This is a genomic window from Actinomadura sp. 3N508 (assembly GCF_044326375.1).
Lineage (GTDB): Bacteria > Actinomycetota > Actinomycetes > Streptosporangiales > Streptosporangiaceae > Spirillospora.
In genome coordinates this window covers 100,908-115,492 of sequence record NZ_JBIRAX010000017.1, presented here as the reverse complement: position 1 = coordinate 115,492, position 14,585 = coordinate 100,908, and the positions used below count along the sequence as shown (strand labels likewise).

Sequence of the window (14,585 nt, the reverse complement as noted above, 5' to 3'; positions counted from 1 at the left end):
AGCCGCCGGGCGGCCTTCTGCCTCACAAGCGCGCGGCGTTCTCGATCGGTGACGTATCTCTACGCACAGCCCGATGGCTCCTCGGTGACGTTCAGCGTCACGGTGTACTCGTTCACGGACTCCGTCTTTCCTGCGGGCGGCAAGTGCGTTGCGGAGGGACGGGGGGAGTTGAACCCCACCTTCAGGGCATCCGCCCAGGACCACGTTCCCGACAGCGGCTTTCGCCCCTTCGAGTTCCGTCCCCATGGGGCGCTCCACCGAGGGAGCGCGCCTGCTCGGCTAAGGAAGTCCGGGCTAGATCCACACCTCGACGGTCAGCGGAGCCTGGCAGCGCGGGCAGAACAGCCCGTCGCGTGCCCATCCGTCCTCGTCGATGCGGGTCAGGTCGGTCCAGGTGATGCGGTCGTGTCCGGTGTCCAGCGCGAAGTCGCAGGCGGTGCAGCCGATCTGGACCTCGGTGGAGTTGACCGTGATGACGTAGGCCGGTTCCTCGCACGTGATCGCGCGCACCTCGACGGCGGCTTTCATGAACCCGCGCTCGCCGGATTCGATGGTCAGGTACCGGCGGCCGTCGGCGACATCCCACAGGGTGCCGCCGAGGTCTTCGGACAGGTGGTTCTCAAAGTTGCAGGTGCAGAAGGAGTAGTCGGTGGACACCTCATCGGCGTCGATGCCCAGCGCGGTTGCCAGTGCGTGGTGCAGCACCTTTTGTGAGTCGCGTTCGTGGAGCAGGCTGTACCACCGTTCGGACTGGTAGTAGGCGTGCTCGTCGACGTAGGAGTCCAGCGCTTCGTTCAGCGCGTCCTCGACCTTGCGGTCGACCGGTCCGATCGCCTCCAGGAACTCGCCGGTGTCGACCGTGAAGGTCACATCGTCGGTGCGGTGGACGTCGATGCTCACCGCGATCGTGGTCATGTAATCCCTCCCGCAGATGGGAGGTCCCGCAGGCCCCGTCCCCCCTTCGGGACCTGCGGGACCGGATCGGAAAAGAGTGGGTTCGCGGGCTCGCGGCAGTAGCGGCCCGGTGTAGATCCCGGACGTTGCGGGCTCAGGAGCGTCGGCCCGTACGAGCGCACCAACACGGGCGCTTACGCGAAGCCGGGTTCGATCAGGTCGCCGTAAAGGCGCGGCTCGTCGTGATCGTCGTAGTCGAAGGCCGTGATGAATTCGGTGACCGGCTCCGGAACCGCCGCGCTGACCGACCGGTAGCCGTCACCGCTTGGCGCATCGATGTCGACGAACACCTTGTCGGTGACGGTGACCAGCACCGGGCCGGACGGCACGTGCGCACGGACCCGGGCAAGGACGTAGCGCGCGATGGGGCACGTGCACGGGTCTCCCGGGCGGCCGGTGACCAGCGCCGTGCGCAGCCTTGCGGCGACCGCTGAGTGAGTGTTTCCCAGCTTGCTCAGCACGTGCGCCAGCCACTGATCAGTGATCGCCTCGTTGATAGGCACGCAAGAACCCCCATTTGTCTGAACGGCGTGCGCCAAGCCGAGCGTCGGCGCACCGATCGGTCGGGGGTCCCGCAGGTCCCCACCCCCTCGCCAGGGACCTGCGGGACGATCAGACCGGCTCGTACCGCGCCCGCGCGGGCGCATGAGCCGGAACCTCGGGAATAGCTGTCGGCTTCAGGCGGCTTCCCGGTCGACCAGGTCGAGGTAGTAGCCGCCGTCGAACGCCTGCACGAACCGCTTCACGGCCTCGGGCTGCTCCACGCCGACCTCGCGGTACCCGCCGGTGTCGGATTCCTCGATCTCCACGACGACTGCACCCTCGTAGACACGGACCCTCACCTGGGCCGACGGCACCCGCTTGCGGGCATGGTCGGCGACGTACCGGGCCAGGGGGCAGTCATACCGGCTGCCTCGCTGACCAGTGATCTTCGCGTTGCGGAGGGCGGTGTGAATCTGATCGGGGCCGTCACCGAGTCCGGTCAGTAGCTCCGACAGCCACTGCTCGGTGATCGCGTCGCCGGTGGGTGTGGACATTGTGGATTCCCCCTTCTCGATTGACCGCCCGCACGAGACGCGAGCGGCGACTGCGCGCCTTGACCTGGTCACGGACCGGACGTACTCATGCCTCCGGCAATTCGGAGACGGTGGGTCTAGACCGAGAACCGGTATTGGCGGACGTGGAGAGGTGAGCGGACGGGCACCGTGGCGCTCCGTGGTCGAGGTAATGCCCGAGCCGACAATGGCGGAGGGGAACGGGCGTGCTTCAATTGCCGACTGTTGCTCTGTCTCGTGTTGCTGGGCCAGATGGATTTAGCTACGCGGCAATAGCTGAGCAGTCTTCACACTCGTCATCCGGAGGGCAGATCTTCACGGGCTTCGCTCGGGCTGGTTCGCCAAGAATGTCTTGCACGCGGCGCACGATCTCCACGGCTTGGTCATCCGAGCCGTGCCAATCGCTGAAAGCACCGCCTTCGTGGTTCTCCTTGTGTGAAATGCGCCAGCGATCCGCGTCCCACTCCCTGATATCCCGTGCTAGGTCGTTCAGTTGCTCTCGTAGCTGAATCAGCCGCTTGGTCTCGTTCATTTGCTATCGGGAACCTTATGGGTTGGTCTCCTTCGGGAACGAGAAATCGCTCCCAAGTCCCGCGCTTCCTTCAATGGAAGGGTGCGCGGGACAGGTGGCGGGAGGCCGGTGACGGCCACGGTGGGTGTCAGTCGAGCCAGGGACAGGCGTCCCAGGGCACGTAGCGGGTGCCGCAGCACCAGCACCACGGGTCAGGGTCGGTGACCGGCGTGACGGTGTGGCACCGGTCGTCAGGGCAGTACCGCAAGCAATCATGTTCGTCGCAAACGGCGATCTCGAACGACCGCGACCCGACGATCTCGCACACCTCGTGGCCGCACCCCAAGCGGTTCAGCGCAATGTAGCCCTTCCCGCTGGCCTCCTGATCTGGAGCCAGGTAGGCGGCGGCGACATCGGCGGCGTGCGCGCCGTCGGCCGTGTCGTTGCTTTCACCCCAGTCGGCCAGCAGACTCGCCAGCGTCTCCACCGCATCGTCCAGGTCGTTGGTGACGTAGGGATCAGACTCGGGCAGGCAACCGAGGGATGAGTCGCACACGTGGTAGTGCCGCACGGCCCGTACTGGGCTGATGATCTGGGTCATGCCGCTGCCGCTCCGTCCTCTGCCGGAGCGGCGGCGCCCAGCCAGGCGCGGCACAAGTTCTGGTGCCGGGTCGTGGTCGCTGAATACGACACCGGCGGGATGACCGTCCGTCCGTCGGCACGCACCCAGGCGATCGGTGTGGCGTAGGAGCGGACGGTGTAGACGATCCCCGGCCCGCGACCGTCACTGTCGTACTGGCGCGCCCACGGCAGCGGCAACCGTCCCGTCGAGGACGGCGCGTAGGGCGCGGCGCTCATGGCGCCGTGAGTATCGAACGGCTGAAGGCGGGCCAGGGGACCGTCCGGGCCGCCAACGCCATAGCGGATGGACACCTTGCCCATCGCGATCACCTCGCAAAACGCAGGGGAGGACTCCCGCCCGGGGGACGAGGCCCCGGGCGGGAGGCTGGGATGGGGTCACTGGACGGGGCTGTCCGTCCGGCGGTGGCGCAGGTTGATGTAGGTCTCGCGGCCGAACGCGCCAACCGCCAAGGCCAGGTGCAGGGCCACCATGTGCAGGTGCAGGATGATCGCCAGTTCGGCCAGCAAGATGGCGACCGGGGCGATCAGGTGAGCGCGGTGGTGGTGGTCGTGGTGCAGGTGAGGGTGAAGCAGGGGCCGCAACGGGACCGCCTCCTTTGCGGAACTGAGGGGTTGTTCGCAGGTCGGCGTTCACGCAGGCCGTAGGCCGCGTGATGCGTTGTGCTCGGGAGCCGGTGGCGTGGACTGGCCGCGTCCACTAGCCGGGAGACTGCGCGCCGCCTCGTAACTCCGCACCTCACACCGCCCGCAGGTACGCGGGTGGTGTGCCGGAAGCCACCTAGAACGGAGTCAAGTTCGAGACTCGCCGAGCACAGTCGGGACCGAGGGGCCCTGATCTCGGTCCGTAAGCCCGTCCGCCTCTCACCGGGCGGATGAGCCAACCCCAGCCCGGGTGACCGGGCACGGTCACCCGGGCGGGGTGTCTATGGGGTTCAGTCGACCGGCCGCGCTTCTGCGGGCAGGCCGAGCATACGGTTGATCTTGCGGGCTTCTCGCTGGGCGCAGCGTTCGCCCCGGTAGATCAGCCCATCGTGGACGAGTACACCGGTGGCCGGATTGCGGGTGTACACCCGCCACGGCGACCGGTCCTTACCGGCGCGTGGTGCGGACATGGCGATCCTCCAGTCGGACGGGGCAGGGCCGGGAGACACGCGACATCCCGGCCCGCAACCTGCGGTCAGAGCCGCACGGCCTGAGCCTGCACCTGGTAGCGCTGCCCGCCGATCTCGGCCTTGCCGGTGGCGTAATGGCCGGTCCGGCCTGAGGAGAACGTCTTGGGCGCCAGGTTCTCGGCGATGGCCGCCAGCACGGAGACCGCCTCGTCCCGCTTGGCCTGGACCTTGACCTTCGGGTTGGCCTTCGAACCGATCAGCACGGCCTGGGCCTGCGCCTGGTACCGGTCACCGTCCACGGTGATCTTGCCGGTGGCGTGGAAGCCCTTGGACCCGCTGGAGAAGGTCTTGGCCTTCAGGTCGTCCTTGACCATGTTCGCGAGCGCCTGCTGCACACTCACTTCAGCCTCCTGAACGGCGGGGCCCAGGCCCGATGCCCAGGCCACAACCAGGTGGCGTGTCGGAATGGCCGTCCAGGAGCTGCGCTGCCGCCGCCCGCCCGCTGGCCTGGGACGGTCTGCTCCTCCAGTGCCGGCGATCAGGCAGACGGGTTGTCCAACCACGCTCCCAGCGCGCGATCCCTGGCCCGCCGAACCGCGCGGCCGGGAACCGTGGTGGGCGTCCCGCAAATGGTGCTGTGCCGCTGGGGAGACCGGGACGCATCCCTCCCCGAGCGGGGGCCAGAGCCACAGCGAGCCCGATATCCGGCGGCGACGATCCCGCACGCGCCATGGCACGTGCGGCATGCGCCGCCCGGTTTCGGGCTCTCACTTGAATACGGGCACCGGAATGGCCGAACCGTCGGCGACATTCAAGATTTTGTGTTCGCCCGGCGAACGGCTTTCTCCGTTACCTCGTATTCCGTCTCCCGTGTGTGTGCACAACGGGGACGTGCCGCGCGCGATACGCGCGGACGATACCGTGAGCGGTACACAGTCAGCGCGTTGTCCGCGCTGTGCGTGAAATCCGCTCTCACTATAATACGGGCGCTGGAATGGCCGAACCGTCGGCACAATTCAAGATTCTTTTGCGGGATGATCTGGACGGCTGCGGTCAAGGTTCGCCTTTTGGTGCGTGCGCATCTATGCGCGCAGACTGGCCAGTCAGGGCATGACAGCGGCTGGACCGATGGCATGCTCTCAGCGCAGTTGTGACCCCCTAGGGCATGCTCTAGGGGGCCTGGTATCGGTCGGAGAGCCGTTACAGGCTTTCGGTTGCTGCTTCGCGCGTAGGGTACCCGCCCGCGTACGGATTTTGATCACCCGGCGTCCAAACATGGAGGTGACGCCAATAGGTGATATCTCCGATGATCAGCCGATCGTCACGGATCACGTCATACGTCTCCGTGACGCACTGATCATGACTGTCCGTTCGGCATTCGTGATTGAGCTCCGTAAGTGATCATGCTCGGGGCCTCCCAGAGTTAGGGAGGGACCCCCTAAGGGGGTCCCTCCCTACTGCTCTCCCTCTACTCTGCCTGCTCCGCGTGACCAGTCGTTTCGCTCGGGCGCATGCTCGTGTGGACCATTTCGTCACGCGCGTCGTCAAGACGCTCGGAAAGCGTCTCCCACTCCCGACGTCCCTTGTCCCGCGTGCGGCGGACGTTCCAGCGTGACCCGTAGGCTCCGCCGTGTTCGGCTTGCGCGACGGTAGAGAGGACGCCCGCACGCTTCAGATCGTCCGCTTCGCTAGCCAGGAAGATGATCTTTGCCAGCGTCGGGAACTCGCTACCGTCACCCCATGCTTTGCGCATGATCGCTTCGCTGAGCTGTGAGACGCCGGTTGCCGTTGCGAGTGCCGTCACGTTCTCGGCGTGCGGTACTCCCCGCATGCGCTGAGCACCGGGGGTTTCTGTGATCTCGTCTGGCGGAACGTCCAGCCGGTACCCGTTGCGCGCCGCAGCGTCCCGCACTGCCCAGCGCAGAAGAGTCTTGCGCGTGATGATCGTGGTCTGACCGTCCTTACGGCGGTACTGCCACGCAGCCACTTCGCGGGAGTCGACCCACAGCGAAGCGGTAGGGCAGGACTTCAGCACGTCCCGCAGACGTGAGGCGAACATCAGAACGGCATCTTGAGTGACGTCATCCGAAACGTCATCCGTGCCATAGACGCCGTGCCCGCTTCGCGTGACGGTCGCGCTACCGTCCATACGCTTCCGTGACCGCGTCCCGTCTACCGCGCGGCAGTAGCCACGCGCCAGCGTGCGCACGTCCGCCCAATCATCGGGGGTCACTCGGGACATGTCCTCTGGGGTGAGATCATCACCCGGAACGTTGATCGGGATTGCCCTTCCCGGAATCCAGTTCGACACGATCCGACTCCGATCGTTTCGTGACGCTTGCGCGTCACTCTTGTGATCTGCTACCTACTATTAAACCTCCCATTGTCCGGGAATGCAATATGTCCGGAGCCGTTATTTCAAGGCCATTGACGGCCGTGTGACCAGGCATTTTGCGGAGCCGCACGTGCCACACATTGATCATTGTCGGAGGATTGATGATCGGCGCAGGGTCCATTCTAGGGCTATATCAAGGAGTAATAGCAGCAAAACCTTCCCTCTCGTAACAACAAGAGACGCAATTCATTCAGCTCTCATCAAAGCCCCACTCCACCTCAACCAGGCCGCCTCCGCTTCTAGATAGTCCTTCTGACTAGCTAGTCGCGGTTTCATAGAGGTGTGCTCAGACGTCCTGAACTGGTCAAATGTGCCAGTTCTCCCACCTGATCCTAAGTGGGCGGGCTATTGGGTCCCCTAATAGGGGGACTACAGGTTCCTAGGTCCGTTTTGGTGAATACAGCGAGAGGGCACTCGAATGGTGGCCGAGCTCCTGTTCTCTGCGCCGATTGCATCTGGGCGCGTTGCTGCTAGCCCGGCCTGAACTGGCGGGCTGCCTCCAGGTAAGCCGCGAGGCACATGCGCGAGAAAACGCCTGCAATGATCGGGACGGTCAATGCCTAGACTGTCCCGATCGGCTTTTTCTCAGGCTTGGGGAGCCTATCTCACGCCCAGCACGGCGACCAAGAGCGGCCGGCTTGGGCTGATCGAGCCCTCGCCCAGGCCTTGGGAAATTCTTTAGAAGATAACTTTACTCGGCCAAGCCAGAATCAGTTCTTTGGTTTTCGGAGGCTTCGACCACACAGCTGCGGGGATTGCCGGAGGCCAGCCCTGTTCCCCTGGCTCGTCACGGCGTGCACGGTCTTCCGCAAAGCGGGCAGTCACAAGATGCTGCATCCGTGGTGGCCATGAACGCCGATGTTTACTGGCGAGCGCTTCTTACCGTTGGGTGGGCCGGACGAAGCCGACCAGGTCGGCGCGCCGGCCGTAGGAGTCGACGGCGATCCCGGGACGGCACGTGGTACACCGGGCGTTGATCATTTGGTGGGCGTTGAGGACGATGCCGACGTGTCCGGGATTGCTGGGGCTGCTGCCCGGGCCGGAGTTGAAGAAGACCAGGTCTCCGGGTTGCTGGTTGCCTCGGCGGATGTGGGTGCCGTGGCGCCATTGGTCGAAGGTGGTGCGGGGAATGCTGATGCCGGCGGCGCGGTAGGCCATCATGGTCAGCCCGGAGCAGTCGTAGGCGTCAGGACCGTCTGCGCCCCAGATGTAAGGTTTGCCGAGCTGCGCGCGGGCGTAGGTGATGACCTTGGCGACCACGCCGCTGGCGGGCTGGGCGGGGACACCGCCGGGCTGGCAGGAGACGTTGTTGGCCGCAGTGATCGTTTGGACGCTGTCGTGGGCGTAGCGGCGGGCCCAGGCCAGCACTTTGCCGATGTACTCGGTGGAGCCGTTGTAGCGCAGCAGGGCGTTGGGAATGTTGTTGGGGGCGCCGTAGGCCTTGAGCATGTTGGCTGCCGCGGGGATGGCGTCGGCGGGGTCGTAGACGTTGGCCCAGCCGTCGCCGTTGCCGTCGATGGCGAATCCGCCGTCTCGTTGGCGGTCCTGCCAACGCTGGCGGGGTGGTCCGCCCCAGTTGTCGGTGGCCTTACCACCGATACCGATCTGCATGGGCCCGGCGGCTCCGGCCAAGTTGGCTCCGGAGCGCACTCCGGAGCCGGGGCGCAGGTCGCCGCCGTGGTCGGATTCGACCTTGCCAACGCCAGCCAGGATCGTCCAAGGGATACCGGACTCGTTGCCGACCTTCCGATAAAGGGCAAGGTAGTTGGCGGGGATGGTGCCTTCGGCTTCATCTGAGGTGCCGGGCTGGGGTTGGCAACCGGCCGGGCTGGTGTCGCTGCCGGTTCCGGCGCCGAGGAACACCGCGACCAGGACCATGAGGGCCCCGACAGCAACGGCCAGCCAAGTTGGACCGCTCCGGTGTCACCGCTCAGGGCGCGCCGCCCGACCTTCTTGCGGCTAACCGGGGCTCGCATCGGTGTCTCCGGCATTGCCAGCGTTGGCGGGTTGGATGTCGTGGACGGCCCAGCCGTCTTGGCCGGTCTTTACGGTGGTGACGGCGAGATGCTGAGTGCGCTGGCGGCGGCCCGCCGTGGTGGTGACGTCCTGCTGCAGGTCGATAAGAACGATGAGCGAGCTCGGGCCGATGGTGCGGATCTTGATCGCCGTGGCGTGCGCGGCGGCGATCTCGTGGTCGCGTATGCGTTGCGTTTGAAGGGAAGGGGTGCTTGCCGCGCGAGCCAGCACCGCGTAGAGCTCGGGTGTGGTCATGGGCCGCAGTCGCGCGAGGTAAGTCTGCGGTGGTCGGTCGTATCGGTGGCTGCCGTAGGCCGTGGTGAAGCCGACTGCCAGCCGAATCGCGGCGGTCAGCTGCTGCTGGGTGACCGGGAGCAACTCGGTCACTTCGGCCGTTGCTGCGGCGGTGGTGGCTGGCGAGGGGGCGGTCGATGAAGGTGTGGTGGGGTGGCCGGCGTTCACCGGTGGCCGTAGTGCGCATGCTGTGAGCGTCGACGCGGTCAGGCAGGCGGCGACCGCCAGGCGGTGAGCGGAGAGGGGGCGCTCAGATCTCCTCATTGGTGTCTCCGTGGGGCGGGAACGGGCGGGCGTAGCGGGCCAAGGTGCTGAGCCGCAGCCGCGGGGGTCCGCCGCGAGAGGTGGCGTGGAGCCAGATCGGCCCGGCCGGCCCCAGCTGCTTGTCTCTGATCGCGTCGGGTGTGGTGGTGAACACCGGGACGGGAGGCGTGCCGATGGCGGCGTGCAGGTTGGTTTCGCGTCGCTGGCTGCTGGTCCAGATCAGCACGGGGGTGGTGAAGCCGTCGGCGGTGGCGAGGTTGGCGTAGCCGCGCAGCTTGTCGACGACCTTCTTCAGAGGGCGCTGGGTGCCGGTGTCGTACTCGACGAAGAAGTCGACACATACGCCGTGTTCGCACCAGCGGCCGTATCCATCGGGGCGGATGTAGGGCGCCCAGGTTTTGCTGCAGCGGCGTTCGGGCCACCAGTGGACCAGGTCGGCCGCGGGGTGATGGCGGGCGGCGGCGGCCAGGGCAGTGAAGATCCCGTTGACGCCGATCAGGTGCGCGAGCTGGGGCGACAGTGCCCAGGCCAGGATCCGATCGCGGCGGTAGCCCAGGTCGGCGAAGGGGATGCCTTGGTCGGCGGCGATCACATAGGCACCGGCTTCGCCGATGGTGTAGTGCAGGGGCGCGGTTCCGCGGCCTGGGGGGAGCAGGGGCCGGAACCGCTCGACGGCTCCGAGATTGGTCAGGCGGAGCATGCCGCGGCGGGCGCGGTCGGCGTTGGGGTAGGCGAGCTGGGCGATCTGCCGGGTGGTGAGCACGTGATGGTCCCACAGCGCGCGCAGGACATAGTGGTCGCGCTGGGTCAGCCGGGAGGCCAGCAGCATCGGCACCAGCTGCTTGAGTCCACTGGTCGCCGTGGCGGCGTCGGAAGCAGACGGGGGAACCGGCGGAACGTAGCGGGTGGTCATCGTCTTCCCCTCCTCGTCGGGGATGCGGTAGCCGCAGCGGGCGGGCGAGTCAGATGGAGGTGGCGTCGGGGGCGGGAGGCGGTTCAGCGCGGGGATCGGCGCGCGGGTCGTCGGCGCGTGCCCGATGTGGACGCTGCTGAGGGCGGGTGCCGTAGGTTTCGGCTGAAACGCGGCGGATCAGCTTGGCGCGTCCGGGGACGGCGGGTGGCAGTGGCCGGGTGCGCAGGGTGAAGGCGGAGGTCTCGGCGGCGTCGACGATCAGCCGGGCGCCGGCTTGGAAGGCGTCCAGGTGGGCGAGGTCGTGCTGGGAGAGGTTGGGGGCCATGTGGCGTTCCAGGGTGCGGGCGTCTTCGGGGGAGACGGCGAAGAAGACCTTGCTGCGGGCGTTGGCCGAGATCGCCTCGCGCAGTTCACGCGAGAGCTGCGCTAGGTCCTGGTGGGCCAGTACGACCGAGAGCCGGTAGGCGCGGGCCTCGGCGAGGAGATCGGCCAGGCCGTGCGGGAGGGTGAGGAAGTTGTGGCATTCGTCCACATACAGCGCGCTGTCGGCGCGGGCGCTTTGGCCGTAGCGGGTCCGATTGGACACCGTTTCCCAGATCTTGGCGAGCATCAGCGAGCCGAACACCGCGCAGGCGTCGGCGCCGAGGATGCCTTTGGGGGCGCGGATCAGCAGCAGTCCGCCGTCGAGCACCGTGGTGGGGTCGAAGGTGGAGGTCCCCGATCCGAGGGTGGAGCGGATGAAGTCGCGCAGCAGGAACGCGCGCAGCTTGTTCAGCACGGGGCCGGTGGCGTGCGCGCGTGCCCCGGGCGACAGATCGTCGTACCAGGACCAGAAGTCGGCCAGGATCGGGTCGCGGACCCGGGCGGTAAAGGGCGCCCGGTAGGCCGGGTCGGCCAGCAGCCGGGGGATGTCAGCCAGGGTGGCGTCGGGAGCGTGCCAGAGCGTCAGGCAGGCCGAGCGCAGGATGTCGTCGGTGCGCGGTCCCCAGAAGTCTTTGTAGATCCGGTGGAAGATGCCGACCAGGTTGTCGCTGGCCAGATGCGCGTCGGGCCCTTGCAGGACGTTCAACGCCGGGCGGCGATATTGGTCGGGGTCGAACAGCACGACCTTGTCGGCGGCGTGCTCGGGCAGCCGGGCGAGTAGATCGACGATCAGGTCCCCTTTGGGGTCGATGACGACCGCGCCGCGCCCGGCCTGGGCGTCAGCCAGGATCATGTGCGCCATCAGCGTCGACTTGCCAGATCCGGTGGCACCGAGCACATGCATGTGGTGACGTGCCTCGGTGACGCCCAACGCGACCGGCCGCACTATCCCCGCGTCGCTCACACCCAGCTGCTTGGCCTCCGGACCCGGCGTGGCAATGCCCGGAGGTGGCGGGACGGCTTTGGCGCCCGCCCTCGACAGGCCGGGGACGGCCGAATCCCAGGGCAGATGCGCCAGGGCCGCCAGTTCAGTGACCGAGCACAGATCCCCGCGCCGCAGCCACCGCCGCGCCAGGGCCGTCTCGGGACGCCAGAGCCGACGACGGCGCAGGTAGTTATGCCCCGCGTAAAGCGCGTAGGCGGAAGCGATCGCGTGCGCACGCCCACGCAGCCCGCGCCGCAATTCACGGCGCATCGCACGGTCCACCGTCTCGGGGGCAGCGGTGCCGCCCGAGTTCGATCTGACCGAGGACTTCCCCGCGGCCGTGTTGGAGGCGGTGGCGGGAACGGTGTCTGGGGTGACGGCCAGTGCGTAGCTGATCGTCATCTCCCATTGCGGTTCGCGGGCCTTGTCCAAGATGGCGCGGACCTCGGCGGCGCGCTCAGGGTGGGCCACGTACGCGCTGGTTGCGGGGCGCCGCGTCGATGCGGATGGGGTGATCAGGTCGAACAGCCATGCCCAGGGGCGTTGCGATGCGGTGCTACCGCGTAGCGCGGCGGCGGCGCGGTGGGCCTTGACCAGCCGCCGACCCGTGGCGGGACGGGCGCAGATCTGCATGATCGCGCGCTGGCCGGATGCCAGTCCGGAGGCGGCGCCGACCAGGGCGCGCAACGGGTCGGCGGGGTGGTCGGCGCGCAGCGGCAGCCAGTCAGGGCGAGCCATCCGCAACCGACCGCCCACCGCAACAGCGCCCGTTGGGAGTGGGGATGCGGATGCCGGGGCGGTGTGGGTGCGGGCGGCCGGCCATGCCGCCTCGATCGCCCGCTCGATGAATCCGGGCGGCACCGTGCCCGGCACCCACAACCGGATCTGCACCGCGGCGGTGTCCCACGCGTATTCCCAGGCCAGGTGCGGCTGCCCGGTCAGCAGCCGCTTGTAGGCCGGGCGCAGCAGGCCGATGAGGTTGGCCCACAGTTCGTGCGCGGCGTCGAGATCGACCTCGGGTGGCGGCAGCACGGTGATCTGGCGCGCCCCGTCGGCGAGCCGGTCGTGTCGGCGCTGCCACCACCAGTGCCGCACCGTCAGGAACGCCGCCACCGCGCAGGCCAGCAGAAGGCCGCATGCCCACCCGTAGCTGCCCACAAAGTCCTGCGCCTTGTGGATAAGGCTGTGGATGAACGCGTCCGGGTCGCGCAGGAATGGGCCTCCGGGCGGCTCCGTCAGCGACGGGCGCGGAGACGGACTCGGGGAGGGCCGGAGCCGGGCCAGGCCCAGTGTCATGAGGATCATGGTTCGATGTCCAACTCGTCGTCGGCGTCGATGTCCAGCTCCACACGGGGGCTGGCGTCAAGGGCGGCCAGTTCCGCGGGGTCGCTGGTGATCACGCTGTGTTCGGCGGGGGAGGCGATGGCCTGGAAGGAGACACGGTGGGAGCCGGCCGCGAGCAGGCCCTCGCCGCGGGAGCAAGCCAGAAGGAACTGGCGTTCGCCCTCGGACAGGTGGAAGGCGTCCCCCACCGCGTCGATGGCTTGGGGGGCTTGGCGCAGCAGAATCTGGGTGGTGGCGTTGGCCACCACGGCTTGGCCGAGCCCGGTGCCGAGCAGGTCAGCGGCGTCCTGGGTGACCACCGCTAGGGCGCACCAGTACTTGCGCGCCGACTTGGCCAGGCGGAACAGGAACTTGGCGCCGTCCGGCTCGCGCATCAGCAGCCATGCCTCGTCCACCACAACCAGGCGCCGCTGGCGGTTGTGCGGGTTAGACACCCTCCGCCACACCGCGTCTAGCGCCAGCAGCGTGCCCGCAGCGCGCAGCTCGTCAGGCAGGTCCCGCAGCGAGAAGACGAGAAGGTGCCCGTCCGGCCGGGTGGTGGTGGGGCCGTCGAACAGATCACGGTGTGTCCCGGTGACAAACGGGGCGAGCCGCGCGGCGACCTCACCTGCCCGGGGATCCTCGGTGTCATCGCGCAGCACGGCGGCCAGGTCCGCCAGCATCGGGGCGGGGCGAGTCCAGGTGCGCGGGTCGCTGGTGATGCCCGCTCGGGCGTACACCTCAACGATCGCCCGGTCCAACGCCGCCTTGCCAGCCGGGTCCAGCGGCTCGTCCAGCAGCACGCCGATAAGGGTGTGCAGGAACAGCGCGCGGCGGGTGAACGCGTCGGTCCCGGCGTTGGAGGCAGGCAGGTCGAACGGATTGAGCCGCACGCCGGGAGAGCCGAACGAGATGTAGGACCCGCCGACTGCGCCGCACAGGCGAGCGTATTCGTCCTCGGGGTCGATCACGGCGACCTCGACTCCGGCGTACAGCGACCGCAGTACCTCCAGCTTGGTCAGGTAGGACTTGCCGGCGCCGGAGCGGGCCAGCACGACCGAGTTGTGGTTGTCCAGGCCCCACCGGTCCCACAGCACCAGGCTGGAGGAGGCGGTGTTGATCCCGTACAGCACGGTGGTATCGGTGACCGGCGCGTCCAGATCGGGCGAGCTGAACGGGAAACTCGCCGCGAGCGCCTGGGTGTCGAAGGTGCGGCGCATGCGCAGCCCGTCGACCCCGATCGGCAGGGTGGTGGTCAGCCCCTGCAGCGGGCGGAAGGTGGCCGGGGCGGCGTCCAGCAGCAGCGAGGACGCCAGCGCCCGCACCTGCGAGCATTCGGCCTCCAACGCCTCCTGGTCGGGGGCGTGCACGGTGAAGTACAGGCCGACCCGAAACAGCTTGGTCTGCCCGCGGGCCAGCGCGACGGCCAAGCCCCGCGCGTCCTCGGCCGCTGCGGTGGCCTGGAAGTCCTCCAGACGGCCGTGTTCAGTATCGGAGCGGGCCGAGGACTCCAGCCGGGCGAGCTGGCGGCGCAGCCGATCGGCCGCCTCTGTCGGCGGGGTCGGCTCGATGTGCACCGCGACCTCGACCCGGCCCGGGTAGGTCAGCAGCGGCTCCAACCATCCCGGGCCGACCTCGGCGGGGTACCCGGTGATCGCGAACGACGCGCAGACGCCGTCGGACAGGGTCAGGGTGCGCGTGCCGACTTCGATCGCGTCCGGTCCCACCGTCCCCGGGCCCGTTTGCAGGCGCGTACCG

At 67.9% G+C, this 14,585-nt stretch carries 15 protein-coding genes; all 15 read right to left on the bottom strand.

The features are described from left to right. Positions 1 to 294: 294 nt before the first annotated feature. Complete coding sequence (locus tag ACH34S_RS39160) at positions 295 to 915, bottom strand: hypothetical protein (protein WP_395957975.1); 621 nt, start codon at positions 913 to 915, stop codon at positions 295 to 297. 173 nt (positions 916 to 1,088) lie between these two features. Then, positions 1,089 to 1,457: a hypothetical protein gene (locus tag ACH34S_RS39155; RefSeq protein WP_395957974.1), complete on the bottom strand. Its 369-nt coding sequence runs from the start codon at positions 1,455 to 1,457 to the stop codon at positions 1,089 to 1,091. A 174-nt stretch (positions 1,458 to 1,631) separates the two neighbouring features. Further along, positions 1,632 to 1,991 carry a hypothetical protein gene (locus ACH34S_RS39150; protein WP_132169192.1) on the bottom strand — a complete coding sequence of 120 codons (360 nt, stop codon included), beginning with the start codon at positions 1,989 to 1,991 and terminating at the stop codon, positions 1,632 to 1,634. Positions 1,992 to 2,271: 280 nt separating this feature from the next. Next, positions 2,272 to 2,541, bottom strand: a complete 270-nt coding sequence (locus tag ACH34S_RS39145) for a hypothetical protein (RefSeq protein ID WP_395957973.1) — start codon at positions 2,539 to 2,541, stop codon at positions 2,272 to 2,274. Between the two features lie 127 nt (positions 2,542 to 2,668). After that, the gene (locus ACH34S_RS39140; protein ID WP_395957972.1) at positions 2,669 to 3,121 is read right to left on the bottom strand and encodes a hypothetical protein; all 453 of its coding nucleotides are present in this window, start codon (positions 3,119 to 3,121) and stop codon (positions 2,669 to 2,671) included. Next, positions 3,118 to 3,462, bottom strand: coding sequence for a hypothetical protein (locus ACH34S_RS39135; protein ID WP_395957971.1), 345 nt, complete (start codon positions 3,460 to 3,462; stop codon positions 3,118 to 3,120). The genes ACH34S_RS39140 and ACH34S_RS39135 overlap by 4 nt, the downstream gene beginning before the upstream one ends. A 75-nt stretch (positions 3,463 to 3,537) precedes the next feature. After that, positions 3,538 to 3,744, bottom strand: a complete 207-nt coding sequence (locus tag ACH34S_RS39130; protein ID WP_132169200.1) for a hypothetical protein — start codon at positions 3,742 to 3,744, stop codon at positions 3,538 to 3,540. 350 nt (positions 3,745 to 4,094) lie between these two features. Next, positions 4,095 to 4,274 carry a hypothetical protein gene (locus ACH34S_RS39125; RefSeq protein WP_395957970.1) on the bottom strand — a complete coding sequence of 60 codons (180 nt, stop codon included), beginning with the start codon at positions 4,272 to 4,274 and terminating at the stop codon, positions 4,095 to 4,097. A gap of 65 nt (positions 4,275 to 4,339) precedes the next feature. Continuing rightward, positions 4,340 to 4,675 carry a hypothetical protein gene (locus ACH34S_RS39120; protein ID WP_395957969.1) on the bottom strand — a complete coding sequence of 112 codons (336 nt, stop codon included), beginning with the start codon at positions 4,673 to 4,675 and terminating at the stop codon, positions 4,340 to 4,342. Positions 4,676 to 5,742: 1,067 nt separating this feature from the next. Next, positions 5,743 to 6,585 carry a hypothetical protein gene (locus tag ACH34S_RS39115; RefSeq protein WP_395957968.1) on the bottom strand — a complete coding sequence of 281 codons (843 nt, stop codon included), beginning with the start codon at positions 6,583 to 6,585 and terminating at the stop codon, positions 5,743 to 5,745. A 963-nt stretch (positions 6,586 to 7,548) separates the two neighbouring features. Continuing rightward, complete coding sequence (locus tag ACH34S_RS39110; RefSeq protein WP_395957967.1) at positions 7,549 to 8,547, bottom strand: NlpC/P60 family protein; 999 nt, start codon at positions 8,545 to 8,547, stop codon at positions 7,549 to 7,551. An 81-nt stretch (positions 8,548 to 8,628) separates the two neighbouring features. Beyond that, positions 8,629 to 9,072, bottom strand: coding sequence for a hypothetical protein (locus ACH34S_RS39105; protein WP_395957966.1), 444 nt, complete (start codon positions 9,070 to 9,072; stop codon positions 8,629 to 8,631). 157 nt (positions 9,073 to 9,229) lie between these two features. Next, the gene (locus tag ACH34S_RS39100) at positions 9,230 to 10,156 is read right to left on the bottom strand and encodes a replication-relaxation family protein (protein WP_395957965.1); all 927 of its coding nucleotides are present in this window, start codon (positions 10,154 to 10,156) and stop codon (positions 9,230 to 9,232) included. A gap of 49 nt (positions 10,157 to 10,205) precedes the next feature. Next, complete coding sequence (locus ACH34S_RS39095; protein WP_395957964.1) at positions 10,206 to 12,800, bottom strand: type IV secretory system conjugative DNA transfer family protein; 2,595 nt, start codon at positions 12,798 to 12,800, stop codon at positions 10,206 to 10,208. A gap of 5 nt (positions 12,801 to 12,805) precedes the next feature. Then, positions 12,806 to 14,554, bottom strand: a complete 1,749-nt coding sequence (locus tag ACH34S_RS39090; RefSeq protein WP_395957963.1) for a VirB4 family type IV secretion system protein — start codon at positions 14,552 to 14,554, stop codon at positions 12,806 to 12,808. Between the last annotated feature and the right edge of the window lie 31 nt (positions 14,555 to 14,585).

Coding starts and splice junctions, on each gene's coding strand:
- ACH34S_RS39160 (WP_395957975.1), bottom strand. CDS start 915: ATGACCACGATCGCGGTGAGCATCGACGTCCACCGCACCGACGATGTG.
- ACH34S_RS39150 (WP_132169192.1), bottom strand. CDS start 1,991: ATGTCCACACCCACCGGCGACGCGATCACCGAGCAGTGGCTGTCGGAG.
- ACH34S_RS39125 (WP_395957970.1), bottom strand. CDS start 4,274: ATGTCCGCACCACGCGCCGGTAAGGACCGGTCGCCGTGGCGGGTGTAC.
- ACH34S_RS39100 (WP_395957965.1), bottom strand. CDS start 10,156: ATGACCACCCGCTACGTTCCGCCGGTTCCCCCGTCTGCTTCCGACGCC.
- ACH34S_RS39110 (WP_395957967.1), bottom strand. CDS start 8,547: ATGGTCCTGGTCGCGGTGTTCCTCGGCGCCGGAACCGGCAGCGACACC.
- ACH34S_RS39140 (WP_395957972.1), bottom strand. CDS start 3,121: ATGACCCAGATCATCAGCCCAGTACGGGCCGTGCGGCACTACCACGTG.
- ACH34S_RS39135 (WP_395957971.1), bottom strand. CDS start 3,462: ATGGGCAAGGTGTCCATCCGCTATGGCGTTGGCGGCCCGGACGGTCCC.
- ACH34S_RS39145 (WP_395957973.1), bottom strand. CDS start 2,541: ATGAACGAGACCAAGCGGCTGATTCAGCTACGAGAGCAACTGAACGAC.
- ACH34S_RS39095 (WP_395957964.1), bottom strand. CDS start 12,800: ATGACACTGGGCCTGGCCCGGCTCCGGCCCTCCCCGAGTCCGTCTCCG.